The sequence below is a fragment of the Streptococcus australis genome, assembly GCF_047463015.1.
Classification (GTDB): Bacteria; Bacillota; Bacilli; order Lactobacillales; family Streptococcaceae; genus Streptococcus; species Streptococcus australis_F.
Window position 1 is genome coordinate 286,738 of the sequence record NZ_JASHER010000001.1, and the last position, 12,490, is coordinate 299,227.

General features: G+C 45.3%; 10 protein-coding genes and 1 riboswitch. Of the genes, 4 read left to right on the forward strand and 6 right to left on the reverse strand.

Annotated elements, in window-relative coordinates:
• Positions 1 to 2: 2 nt before the first annotated feature.
• The 5 genes from QM873_RS01395 to zapA form a co-directional block, all read right to left on the reverse strand.
• Positions 3 to 1,343: an alanine/glycine:cation symporter family protein gene (locus QM873_RS01395; protein ID WP_125334946.1), complete on the reverse strand. Its 1,341-nt coding sequence runs from the start codon at positions 1,341 to 1,343 to the stop codon at positions 3 to 5.
• Between the two features lie 156 nt (positions 1,344 to 1,499).
• Positions 1,500 to 1,590, reverse strand: a riboswitch (glycine riboswitch).
• Between the two features lie 136 nt (positions 1,591 to 1,726).
• Positions 1,727 to 3,145: a C69 family dipeptidase gene (locus QM873_RS01400; RefSeq protein ID WP_342991590.1), complete on the reverse strand. Its 1,419-nt coding sequence runs from the start codon at positions 3,143 to 3,145 to the stop codon at positions 1,727 to 1,729.
• Positions 3,146 to 3,225: 80 nt separating this feature from the next.
• Entirely contained in the window at positions 3,226 to 5,562 is a 2,337-nt protein-coding gene (locus tag QM873_RS01405) for an endonuclease MutS2 (protein WP_414278668.1), read from the reverse strand.
• Positions 5,563 to 5,658: 96 nt separating this feature from the next.
• Positions 5,659 to 6,213, reverse strand: a complete 555-nt coding sequence (locus QM873_RS01410; protein WP_129269979.1) for a CvpA family protein — start codon at positions 6,211 to 6,213, stop codon at positions 5,659 to 5,661.
• A 10-nt stretch (positions 6,214 to 6,223) separates the two neighbouring features.
• Positions 6,224 to 6,514: a cell division protein ZapA gene (zapA, locus tag QM873_RS01415; protein WP_023024429.1), complete on the reverse strand. Its 291-nt coding sequence runs from the start codon at positions 6,512 to 6,514 to the stop codon at positions 6,224 to 6,226.
• Between the two features lie 152 nt (positions 6,515 to 6,666).
• Between zapA and QM873_RS01420 the strand changes: the two genes are divergently transcribed.
• The 4 genes from QM873_RS01420 to recD2 all read left to right on the forward strand — a co-directional run bounded on the left by QM873_RS01420 (position 6,667) and on the right by recD2 (position 11,263).
• On the forward strand, positions 6,667 to 7,146 hold the full coding sequence (locus QM873_RS01420; protein WP_414278669.1) for a glutathione peroxidase: 480 nt from the start codon (positions 6,667 to 6,669) through the stop codon (positions 7,144 to 7,146).
• A 55-nt stretch (positions 7,147 to 7,201) separates the two neighbouring features.
• Positions 7,202 to 8,092, forward strand: coding sequence for a ribonuclease HIII (rnhC, locus tag QM873_RS01425; protein WP_414278670.1), 891 nt, complete (start codon positions 7,202 to 7,204; stop codon positions 8,090 to 8,092).
• Positions 8,093 to 8,095: 3 nt separating this feature from the next.
• The gene (gene lepB / locus QM873_RS01430; RefSeq protein WP_023024433.1) at positions 8,096 to 8,734 is read left to right on the forward strand and encodes a signal peptidase I; all 639 of its coding nucleotides are present in this window, start codon (positions 8,096 to 8,098) and stop codon (positions 8,732 to 8,734) included.
• A gap of 93 nt (positions 8,735 to 8,827) precedes the next feature.
• A complete protein-coding gene (gene recD2, locus QM873_RS01435) occupies positions 8,828 to 11,263 on the forward strand; it encodes an SF1B family DNA helicase RecD2 (protein WP_414278671.1) in 2,436 nt (811 codons plus the stop codon).
• 28 nt (positions 11,264 to 11,291) lie between these two features.
• On the opposite strand, the gene dinB is transcribed toward recD2, so the two are convergent.
• Entirely contained in the window at positions 11,292 to 12,404 is a 1,113-nt protein-coding gene (gene dinB, locus QM873_RS01440) for a DNA polymerase IV (RefSeq protein WP_023027275.1), read from the reverse strand.
• Positions 12,405 to 12,490: the final 86 nt, after the last annotated feature.

Consider the following 12,490-nt stretch of genomic DNA (forward strand, 5'->3'; position numbering starts at 1 on the left):
GTCTATTTCTTTTTCTTAAAATATCGTTTGCTTTCCTTTAGAACAATAGGCGATAAGGCTAACAAGGCGATGAGATTCGGCAAGGCCATCAGTCCATTCACAATATCGGCAATGATCCAGACTAACTCCAACTGAAGAAAGCCTCCTACCCCCACCATCAGGATAAACAGAAGACGGTAATAGGGAATGAGTTTGACACCCGCCAAAAATTCGACACAGCGTTCACCATAATAAGACCAACCCAAAATGGTCGTCGTCGCAAACAGGACCAAACAAAGGGTCAGAATGATCCCACCGATGTGGCCAAAGGTCGAAATAAAGACCTGTTGGGTCAAATCACTCCCAACTTGCCCCACTGTTGTCCACTGGCCAGATACTAAAATAGCTAGACCAGTTAGGCTACAAATAATAATGGTATCGATGAAGGTCCCAGTCATAGAAATCAAACCTTGCTCCACTGGCTCTTCCGTCTTCGCTGCGGCTGCTGCAATCGGCGCAGATCCCAGTCCTGACTCATTGGAGAAAACTCCACGCGCCACCCCTTTTTGAACTGCCTCTTTCACCAAGGCTCCAGAAAAACCACCGATAGCCGCGGTTCTTGTAAAAGCACCTTGGAAAACTTGGGATAGAACGGTCGGCACTTGGTCCATATTCAAGACAATAATATAAACTGTCGCAAAGATATAGGCTGCAGCCATAAAAGGAACCACCTTTTCTGAAACCTTGGAAATCCAATGAATTCCCCCAAATATGACAGCCGATACAATTCCTGCAATGACCAGACTAGCGACTTGAGGAGAAAGTTGAAAACTAGTCTTCAAAGCGCCCGTAATGGCATTCACCTGGGTCATGGTTCCAATCCCAAAGAGAGCCACCAAGACACCTGCTAGGGCAAAGAAGATGGCAAGGGGACGCCACTTCTCTCCCATCCCGTGAAGAATGTAGTACATCGGACCACCAGAAATGTGACCATTGTCATCCTTGGTTCGGTAGCGAATGGCCAACAAACCTTCTGCATACTTGGTCGCCATTCCAAAGAAGGCTGCCATCCACATCCAAAAGAGGGCACCTGGGCCACCTGTCTGAATCGCTGTCGCTACTCCGACAATATTTCCTGTCCCAACTGTCGCCGCCAAGGCTGTTGCCAAGGCTCCGAAGCTAGAGATATCCCCTTCTCCTTGATCTTCTGTAAAAATGAGCCGAAAGGCTTGGGGTAAACGAAAAACTTGAAGCAAGCCCAAGCGTAAGCTCAGATAAATCCCAGTCCCCACCAAGAGGATCAAAAGGGGAGCCCCCCAGACCACATTATCTACTTGTTTAAAAAACGCCAACCAATTTGTCATCCTTATCTATTTCTCCTTTTATCATTTGTCTAGCTTTAGAAAGGGATAGCCATCCACTTCCTCCACATCATCCAAGCAATCATCCAAAGAGAAAAAGAAAGAGCACATGTCAAAACATGTACTCTGGTGCTCCAAATAAAAACCAAAAAGGCTTCTATCTTTTGCTCTGTCCTTTTACCTGAGAGTTTGAGTAGAATGCTCTACCTTGCCCCTTCGGTGCCTTTACGGTCTCTCCAGAGTTCCGTCCATTTCACAGTCATAGGAAGGCCCTACTTCTGAAAAACTTCATCCGGTATGATGTTCAATTTGTTCTATTTTAGCATAATTTGAAAAGAAAATCAATATTTTCAGAAACTATCATGAAATAGTACAACTTGGTCCAACTAGTCACTCAAAGAGAAATGGTTGGTCATCAGGTTACTAGCATCCAACAAGACCTTATCCAATAAGCAATCCGTCGCTTCTTGAATCTGATCACTCATTTCCTGATTTTCTCTTTCGAAATCAACGGTTTGTCCTGCTGCCAAGGCTTGATCCACTCGTCCAATCCGGGCATGCCCAAGGGCCATAGTGCTTTCTTGGTAATCTTCTAAATCTCCAACATGATGACTATAGTGGGCATCTGCCAGACCAGCAATGATTCGATTGGTCCAATAGAAGGAATCTGTCGTCACTTTTTCTGTCGTATTGGCAAAATAATCCGGTGTCGTATCGACCTGGGTAAAGAAAGGAACGGCCGTATTGAAAGGCATTGACCCATAGCAAAGCCATTGAATCCCGGTTGTCTCTTGAGGACGATTTGGCCGCAACTGGAGAATGGCCGTCTGGCTGGTCCGGTTAATGCCAATGGTACGGAAGGTCCGACGACTATGACTATCCCCTTCTAAAGCGTAAGGATCATAGGCTGAATCCTGGTAGTGACTGCTGAGGACATATTTGACATCTTCAATCGTAATCTTGCGGTAAGGTTTTTGACACCAAGGAAGGAAGAAGGAACGAGGATCTTGCTCCACTTCTGGGTTGAGGAATCGTTGAATATCCCAAGCCCGTGGCGTGTTGTAATGGCGGTCCTTATCTCGTTGGCTCCCAAAAGCATAACGAGGGTTAAAAGACGAACCGTCAAAATCCAAGGCCAGGTGATGGCGTTCCACAAAATCTTTCAAGTCTGGGTCACATAAAAACTCTTCCGGGCGATCAAACTCAAAGCGATCACTTCCCAATTGATTGGGATTGGTCACATAGGCATCGTCTGGCACACGGCGGGCCATCCAGTGATGACCTCCGATGGTTTCCAACCACCAGATCTCATTGACATCGCTGATAGCTACTCCGTTAGACTCATAGGTTCCGTATTCTTCTAGGATTTTCCCCAAGCGAAGCACTCCTTCTCGGGCAGTCTGGACATAAGGAAGGACCAAGGTCAGCATGTCTTCCTCCCCAATTCCACTTTCCACCAGAGGGTCCGCCCCCAAGACTCGGCTATTGGTCGTAATGGTCTCTGTCTCACTCATAGCCACATTGTACCGATTGATCCCCGCTTCTCCCCAGATACCATCTTTTGGAATGGCATCTGGAACAGCTGTGTAACGAACAGGGTTATCTGGCAGGTCTAACTCAAAAGGAGATAGGACCGACCGATAATGACGGGGTTGATCCTCTGGCTGAACAACGATAAATTTCTTAGGAGTAAACACTCCGTTTTGAGAGTCTTCCGTGCGAGCTACAATGGTTGAACCATCATAACTGGCATCTTTTCCGACAAGTATGGTAGTACAAGAATCGGACGAACGATTAGGGGTCATATGCTTTCCTTCTTTCCGTTTAAACTGACTGTATTATAGCAAAAAGCGTGCCTGATTAAAAGGCACGACTGACTCTTTGCTTATTTAAAGGTCACAATTGTCGCTCCGCTTCCTCCTGCATTTTGAGGAGCGTACTCGAAGCTTTTGACATGCTTATTGCGACGGAGGTACTTGGTAACTCCTTCCCGGATGACCCCAGTTCCGATACCGTGGATGATATCGACTTGGGCCATATTATTGAGAAGGGCTTGGTCGATAAAGCTGTCCAATTCTTCCATGGCTTCCTCATACCGTTTGCCACGAAGGTCCAAGCGAGCCCGAGGTCCATTGGCATTGGAACGTTTGACTACGTGGACCTGGTGTTTTTTCGGTTGAGAAGCATCTTTTTCAGCTTTCAACAGATTAAATTCTTTTTCTTCCAAGGTCATCTTGATCAGTCCCACTTGGGCTTCCCAACGACCATCCTTGAGCTGCTTGGTAAGACTTCCTCTTTGTCCATAGCTGATGACCAAGATCTCGTCTCCGACTTTTGGAGCACGGGCTTTCTTAGCCTGTTTCAAGACCTTGTTTTTCGATAGATCGACTGTTTCTGGGGCCAATTTTTTCAACTGAGACTTGGCTTCAATAATTTCATGGGGCTTGAGTTGCGATTTGGCATGAAGACCTTGCAAAATCTGATCGCTTTCTGCTAGAGCAAGATCCACAATTTCTTGCGCTTCTTTACGCGCCTTGTTGAGCTCTGTTTCCCGCTCTCGGGTCAACTCATTGTACAATTTCTTGAGGACGCGGTTGAATTTCAGATTTTCCTGTTCAACATCTCGGATGGACTCGAGTCGTTTGCGACTTTCTAGGGTCTGAGCTTCCAACTTTTCAATGATGCGGTTGACATCCCGATCCTGATTGGTCAACCCCTGCGCTTGACGAACAATCACTTCTGACAAGCCTAGACGACGCGCGATTTCAAAGGCATTGGAACGTCCTGGTACCCCCTGCATAAACCGATAGGTCGGACGCAGGCTGTCCGTATCAAATTCCATGCTGGCATTTTGAACACCAAGTGTCTCAATCCCATAGGCCTTAAGTTCTGGATAGTGGGTGGTCGCCATGGTCTTGATCCCTCGTAAGCGGAGATCTTCTAGGATGGCGATCGCCAGTGAAGCCCCTTCCTGAGGATCCGTTCCAGCTCCCAACTCATCCAGCAAGACCAAGGATTCCTCATCGACCTGCTCCAAAATAGAGACAATATTGGTCATGTGACTGGAGAAGGTAGACAGGCTCTGCTCGATCGACTGCTCATCCCCGATATCAGAGAAGATTTGCGTGAAGACAGCTACCTTACTCCCAGCATCTGCTAGGATTGGCAAGCCCGACTGGGCCATTAATTGGGCTAGTCCCAGGGTCTTGAGCATGATGGTCTTCCCACCCGTATTCGGTCCGGTAATCACAATCTCTGTGAGGTCTTTGCCAAAGTGGATATCATTAGGAACAGCCTTCTCAATCAAGGGATGGCGAACCTGCAAGAGCTGAATCTCCCCTTGATCTGACAAGGTTGGAATAGTTCCTTTTCGGTCCTGTAAAAAGCGATGTTTGGCCCGAACGAGGTCAATATGACCGATCAGCCAAGCATTGTTTCGGATTTCCCCCGCATGAGGACGAAGGAGGTTTGAAATTTCTTCCAAGATCCGGAGCATCTCGAAGCGTTCATCTGCACGATGGTTGGCAATATCTTCATTAAGATTGACGACCGCTCGAGGTTCGATATAGACGGTATTTCCACTAGCTGAAATATCGTGCACCACACCGGCAATCCGATTGCGGTAGGTGTTTTTGACTGGCAAGACATTTCGTCCATTCCTGCTAGCAATGATCTGATCAGCCAGCATTTCTGACTTGGTCTTCAGCAATTCTTGGAGAATGTCTCTTACTTGGTGTTCATTCTCTTGAATACGCCGACGAATTTTAGCCAAGGTTTCACTGGCAAAGTTTTCAATAAATCCTGCCTCATTAATGGCATGGAGACTTCCCTGCAACTGTGGAAGGTCGACTAGATTTTCAAATATCCGATCCAGTTTTTCTAAGCGGACATTTTCTAATTCATCATAAAAATTTCGCAATTCATGGGTCACGCGCAGGACTTTCTTCACCGCTAACAATTCATCGATATTGAGCGATGTTTCTAGTTCTAAACGCTTGGTCACTGGACGAATTTCTTGGATGGTGGGCACGCTAAAGTGCGGATGCTCCACAAAGATCTGAGCCATATCTGCCATTTCAAGAAAGGCGGTTTCAATTGCTTCTTTTTTTGCAAGTGGAGATAATTCCTGCAACTCCACTTCACCCTGCTCCGTTTGCAAATAAGGCTCTACTAAGTTTTTAACTTTTTGAAACTCTAAGGTTTCGAGAATTTTTTGATTCATGTTTCTCCACAACAGAAAAGGAGGCTGATTTTGGTCTGAGCCTCCCCTTCCTTTCTATAATATCTCTCATGAACTGTTAGACATGATGAGAAGTGATTACGCACCTAAGATTTTTACAACCCAAAGTTGTTTCAAGAGGCCTGCTGTAAGGGGGCTATACTGCACCATAAATCGAATGAGGAAACTTCCATGGAGTCGATCTTGAATTGCCGCCATGGGGATGGTTGACAAAATCGTGAATCCCATTTGCAGAACAAAGTAGGTCACAAGTACAGCTAACACACCACTGGCAATCTGAAACGGATACTCCTCCCACTTTTCAGGCGTTGGAATTAAGGGAATAAAAAGTCCAATCACTCGACCCATCGCATAGACTAAAACAAACAATATGAAATAAGCCAAACCAGCGTAAAAAACTTTGTCTAAGTGAAAGAGTTGATCTGCACCATAAAAATAGGTTTTTGAAGCTTGTGTTGCACTCGAAAATGGGATCCATAGACTAATGGTTTTTGCCAAGGACTGATAGCCTGATCCTGCGACCAACATGGCAACAATCATGGTTAAAAAATAATATCCTTGAAGCAAAATCCCTCTTGAATACCCAATATAAAAACTCCAAGCTAGGATGAATAAAATCAGGATTGAAAACATGCAACTCCCCTTAATTAGATGATCTACCGACCAGGCCATCTAGGGCCTTGCGACGAAAATCTTCCAATTCTTTTTCCTTATCGTCAAACTCAATCTCACGACTCAATTGTGTTGATAAACTATTGATTGCTAGTAAAATGGCCAGGGTCTCATCATCAGCAGCTGGCATTTGTTCTTTAATCGCTTCATATTTTTCCTTCGCGACCCGTTCAACCTCTTCCATAAAGAGATTATCATGATTGGTTGTAAGAGTCAGCGATTTATTACCGAAAGTAAATTTGTATCTATTTAAGCTGGACATAAAAATCACCTCACGATATTATATCAAAATCTAGCCCGCTTGTCAGTAGGAAAATCCCCTTCCCATAGGAAATACCAAAGCACTAGGGCCACGGTTTAACTTTTTTCGACTCAAGCATGATACAATAGAGAAAGTAGGAAAGGACGTGTAAAATGACTATCTATGATTTCACCGTAATGGCCCAAGATGGGAGCCCCTTCTCCCTCGAAGCATATCGAGGCCAAGTACTCCTCATCGTCAATACAGCAACTGGTTGCGGTCTGACGCCTCAATACCAAGGATTGCAAGAGCTCTATGAGCGCTACCATGACCAAGGATTTGAAATCCTTGACTTTCCATGCAATCAATTTATGGGCCAAACACCGGGAAGTGCGGAGGAGATTAATCAATTTTGTAGCCTCCATTACCAAACCAGCTTCCCACGTTTCGCAAAAATAAAAGTCAATGGGAAAGAAGCCAGCCCCCTCTACCAATGGTTAAAAGAACAGGCTAGCGGTCCTTTGGGCTCCCGCATTGAATGGAATTTCGCCAAATTCTTGATTAATCGCCAAGGCCAGGTCGTCCACCGCTTCTCTTCAAAAACCGATCCTCAAGCAATTGAAGCAAGCCTAAAAGAAGTTCTTTCAGACTAAACTCAGCTGGTCTTTTTCTGGCCTTTCATCTAGCTTTTATGATACAATAAGGACTATGGAAACAATTACATTGTCCCCTCAAAATGAGGATATCCAAGCATTTGTTGGTCAGTACCAAGAGCATCTGGCACCTTCAAAAAATCCATATATCCGTTATTTTTTTAAGGCACCTGGGGCAACAATTTCGATTTACACATCAGGAAAGGTTGTCCTACAAGGTAGTCAGGCAACGCGCTATGCAGAGTTCTTCGGTTACCAACAAGATCCGATAGACCAAGCACAGGCCGGACAAGACTTCCCCTTAATCGGAACAGACGAAGTCGGAAACGGCTCTTACTTTGGAGGGCTTGCTGTAGTGGCTTCACTGGTCAGCCCGGACCAACATGCCCGCTTAAAAAGTCTAGGAGTTGGGGATTCTAAGACCCTGGATGATCGAAAAATTCGAGCTCTCGCACCGATTCTCAAAAAAGAAATCCCACATCAGGCCTTACTGCTGACACCTAAAAAATACAATCAGGTCATCGCCTCTGGCTACAATGCGGTTTCTGTCAAGGTCGCCCTCCACAATCAGGCTATTTTTTTGCTCTTGCAACAAGGGGCAAAAGCTCAAAAAATTGTGGTCGATGCCTTTACGACCAAGAAAAACTATGATCGCTATGTTCAGGCAGAAGCGAATCAGGTCCCACAAGTCGTCACCCTAGAAGAGAAGGCCGAAGGAAAATACCTGGCGGTCGCTGTGAGTTCCATTATTGCTCGTGACCTCTTCCTCCAAAATCTGGAAGACTTGAGTCAAGAACTCGGCTATACCCTTCCTAGTGGAGCTGGTACGCCCTCAGATAAGGTAGCTGCTCAACTATTACAGGCCTATGGCATTCAAGCCCTTGACTACAGTGCCAAACTTCATTTTAAAAATACAGAAAAAGCAAAAAAATTGATAGAAAGATAAAGCATGAAACGTTCAAAAAAATCAAATAATCCAGTCCGTTCTTTCCTGAAAGAATGGGCGCTCTTTGGCCTCATTATTGGAGGCATTATTCTCTCGCGTATTTATCTGTGGACGCCTGTCCGTGTCGATGGCCATTCTATGGATCCAACCTTGGCAGACAGTGAATACCTTCTCGTTATCAATAAACTACCTATCGACCGTTTTGATATCGTGGTCGCTAGTGAAACAGAAAATGGAAAAACCAAAGAAATCGTTAAACGGGTCATTGGACTCCCTGGCGATACAATTGAGTACAAAAACGATGTCCTCTATATCAACGGCAAAGAAACTGACGAGCCCTACTTGAAAGAATACATTCAAAAATTCAAAGAGGATAAATTACAGTCAACCTATTCTGGAAAAGGGTTCGAAGAAAATGGAGAACTCTTCCGCCAAATGGCACAGATAGCCGAAGCTTTCACCGTTGATAAAGACGGAAGTGCGACCTTCACGAAAAAGCTCTTGGATGATGAGTATCTACTCCTTGGTGATGATCGCATCGTTTCAAAAGACAGTCGCCAGGTTGGGGCTTTCAAGAAGGATCAAATCAAAGGAGAAGCCGTTCTTCGCCTCTGGCCACTCCTTCCATTCCAGACGTATTAACCCATGATGAGGTTGGGACTCTTGTTCCAATCTCTTTCAATATCTTCATGAGAGATAAGCTCTCTCAGACTTTTACTTAAAAGGAAACTCTGCATGGAATACTATTTCTCAGGAACCATTGAGCGGGTCATTTTTGAAAATCAAAGTAGTTTTTTCCGTATCTTATTGTTGGATATCAATGATACAGATGCAGAGGACTATGATGACTTTGAAATTATCGTTACTGGAACGATGGCAGATATCGTCGAAGGGGAAGATTATACCTTCTGGGGAGAGCTGGTCCATCATCCGAAATATGGCCAACAGTTGCAAATGAATCGCTATGAACGAGCCAAACCCACTAGCAAAGGCTTGGTTAAATACTTTTCTAGCGACCATTTTAAAGGAATTGGACTCAAAACCGCCCAAAAGATCATGGATCTCTATGGTGAGGATACTATTGATAAAATCCTTCAAGCACCTGAAAAGCTGGCCTCTATCTCCGGACTTTCTAAAAAGAATCGCGAGGCCTTTGTCGAAAAACTACAGCTCAACTATGGTACGGAACGGGTCCTCGCCCAACTTGCTAACTATGGCATCCCCAATAAACTAGCCTTCCAAATCCAAGATTTCTACAAGGAAGAAACCTTGCAAATCGTCGAATCGGCTCCTTATCAACTGGTCGAAGATATTCAAGGCATGGGCTTTAAAATTGCTGACCAATTAGCAGAAGAATTAGGGATTGCCAGTGATGCACCTGAACGCTTTCGAGCTGGACTGGTTCATAGTCTTTTAACCCTCTCCTTAGAAACAGGGGACACCTACGTTGAAGCCAAAGAATTGCTCCAAGCCACCATCCAACTCTTAGAAGCATCTCGTCCAGTCGAGCTCGATCCAGCCAGCGTCGCCCAAGAATTGGCCAGTCTCATCGAAGAAGACAAGGTGCAAAATATTGACACCAAGATCTTCAACAACAGCCTCTTCTTTGCGGAAGAAGGGATCCGAAGCCATATCGGTCGCCTGCTAGAAAAAGGAAAGCAAGAATCTTTCGACCCAGAAAAAATCGAACAAACGATTGATGACATTGAAGATGAACTCCACATTCACTACGACCCCATCCAACGGAAGGCTATCCAAGAAGCCATCCAGCAAAAAGTCTTTGTCCTTACAGGTGGACCAGGAACGGGGAAAACAACTGTTATCAATGGGATCATCGGGACCTATGCCCGCCTGCACCAATTAGACCTTCGCAAGAAATCTCAATTACCAATCCTCTTAGCTGCTCCAACTGGTCGAGCAGCCCGTCGAATGAGTGAACTGACGGGCCTTCCGAGCGCCACCATTCATCGTCACTTAGGAATGACGGGAGACGACGACACGAGTCACTTGGACGATTATCTTGATGCGGATTTTATCATTGTCGATGAATTCTCTATGGTGGATACTTGGCTGGCCAATCAGCTTCTCAGCAATATCTCTTCCAATACCAAACTCTTAATTGTTGGTGATGCTGATCAGCTTCCTTCTGTGAGTCCTGGACAAGTCTTGTCCGATCTCCTACAGATTCCCAGCATCCCTCAAGTCAAACTGGAACATATCTTCCGTCAAAGTGAGGATTCGACCATCGTCACTCTAGCCAGTCAGATTCGCAAAGGCCAACTGCCTCCTGATTTCACAGAGAAAAAACCTGATCGTTCCTACTTTGAAGCGCCAAGTGAGCTCATCGCTCCCATGATTGAAAAAATCACCAGCGCTGCCCTTCGCAACGGTATTCCGGCTCGAGACATCCAGGTCCTCGCTCCGATGTATCGAGGTTCTGCAGGCATTGACCAGATTAACAGTCTCATGCAAGAGCTTCTCAATCCATTAGAAACGGATGCTCTATTCTTTCAAGCACTGGACTGCCAGTATCGAAATGGTGACAAGGTCATCCACCTGGTCAACGATGCCGAAAGCAATGTCTTTAACGGTGATATTGGCTACATCACCGACCTCTTGCCAGCTAAGTATACCGAATCCAAGCAAGATGAACTCACCATCCAATTTGATGGCAATGAATTGGTCTACCCCCGCAATGAATGGTACAAGATTCGTTTAGCCTATGCCATGAGTATCCATAAGTCTCAAGGGAGTGAATTCCCTGTTGTCATCCTTCCCTTGACCAATCAGAATCGGCGCATGCTCCAACGTAATCTGATCTACACAGCCATCACCCGCTCCAAAAGCAAGCTCATTCTCCTAGGAGAATACACTGCATTTAACTTTGCGACAAAGAATACTGGAACTGCTCGCAAAACCTATCTGATTGAGCGTTTTTCGGATGGAACCCCTCAAGGTAGAGACTCTGCCTCACAGAGCCCTGTCCACCTGGAAGAGCCCATAAAAAAAACAGAGCCCCAAAGGGAGCCCCTCTCAGTTGAAAACCACTCTGACTCACCTGCTTCCCCAGCCTCTCAACAAGGCTATCGATTAACAGAGGACAACTACTTAAGCATTAATCCCATGATTGGCCTCACAGAGGAAGAAATTCAAGAATTCTTCAAAAACTAGCTAAAAATTCCCCGTAGGTCAAGTATACCTACGGGGTTTCTTCTATTAGAGATCCTTCATGGGTTTCCCGAGACTCGGAAGAAAAATTAGTGAGGGTCACCCCTAAAAGGCGAATACCTGAGGAGTTACTTTCTAGGCTCTGGTAGAGCTCCTGGGCCAGTCTCTGAATGACTTTAGGGTCTCTGGTTGCTTCCTCTAAACTTCGTCTCTTGGTCAAGGTCGTAAAATCGGCATAACGAATCTTGAGCACCAAGGTCTTACCAATTTTCTGATGCTTGGCCAAACTGTTCGCTACCTTTTCAGATAGGTTGGCTAATTCTTTTAGCACATCATCCTCGGCCACCAGCAATTTTCGGTAGGTGCGTTCCTTCCCAATGGACTTGCGAATACGATTGCTCTTGACAGGACTGTTATGGATCCCCCGAGCCTTTCGATAAAGATCAAAACCAAAGCGACCGAAGTGATCGATGAGAGTCATTTCCGGCACTTCTAAGAGATCTGCACCTGTATAAATTCCCAAATCATGAAGCCGCTCCACTGTCCGTTTTCCCACACCATGAAACTTAGCTACATCTAGCTGACTTAAAAAATCTTGAGCTTGCTCGGGTAAAATAACGGTTAGTCCTCGAGGCTTCTGGTAATCACTGGCAATTTTTGCAAGAAACTTATTGTAGGAAACTCCGGCAGAAGCAGTCAAATGCAATTCATTCCAAATATCATGCTGAATCAAGCGAGCTACCTTGACAGCAGACTGAAGACCAAGCTTATTGTTGGTCACATCCAGATAGGCTTCATCAATGCTCATGGGCTCAATCAGATCGGTGTAGCGTTTAAATATTTCTCTGACTTGGAGACCAACAGCCTGGTACTTCTCGTAGTTGCCAGGGATGAACACTGCCTGAGGACACCGTTCATAGGCCTCTTTGGAACTCATAGCCGAATGGACCCCGTATTTTCTGGCTTCGTAATTGCAAGTCGATACCACTCCTCTTCCACCAGACAAACGGGGATCATGACCAATGATGACAGGCTTTCCCTTCAATTCTGGATGGTCGCGCTCTTCAACGGACGCAAAAAAGGCATCCATATCGATATGAATGATCTTACGACTCGTATCATTTACTAAAGGAAATATGAGCATGGGCAACCTCCTCTTTCATTATATCCCTATCACCGATTTTTTCCTACTAATTTTCACTTTCCTCAAGACAAAAATATAATACAGTT

Excerpts from the sequence above, each read along its gene's own strand:
- recD2 (WP_414278671.1), top strand. The coding sequence starts at position 8,828 with ATGGAATACTATTTCTCAGGAACCATTGAGCGGGTCATTTTTGAAAAT.
- QM873_RS01405 (WP_414278668.1), bottom strand. The coding sequence starts at position 5,562 with ATGAATCAAAAAATTCTCGAAACCTTAGAGTTTCAAAAAGTTAAAAAC.
- rnhC (WP_414278670.1), top strand. The coding sequence starts at position 7,202 with ATGGAAACAATTACATTGTCCCCTCAAAATGAGGATATCCAAGCATTT.
- zapA (WP_023024429.1), bottom strand. The coding sequence starts at position 6,514 with ATGTCCAGCTTAAATAGATACAAATTTACTTTCGGTAATAAATCGCTG.
- QM873_RS01395 (WP_125334946.1), bottom strand. The coding sequence starts at position 1,343 with ATGACAAATTGGTTGGCGTTTTTTAAACAAGTAGATAATGTGGTCTGG.
- QM873_RS01400 (WP_342991590.1), bottom strand. The coding sequence starts at position 3,145 with ATGACCCCTAATCGTTCGTCCGATTCTTGTACTACCATACTTGTCGGA.
- QM873_RS01410 (WP_129269979.1), bottom strand. The coding sequence starts at position 6,213 with ATGTTTTCAATCCTGATTTTATTCATCCTAGCTTGGAGTTTTTATATT.
- dinB (WP_023027275.1), bottom strand. The coding sequence starts at position 12,404 with ATGCTCATATTTCCTTTAGTAAATGATACGAGTCGTAAGATCATTCAT.
- QM873_RS01420 (WP_414278669.1), top strand. The coding sequence starts at position 6,667 with ATGACTATCTATGATTTCACCGTAATGGCCCAAGATGGGAGCCCCTTC.
- lepB (WP_023024433.1), top strand. The coding sequence starts at position 8,096 with ATGAAACGTTCAAAAAAATCAAATAATCCAGTCCGTTCTTTCCTGAAA.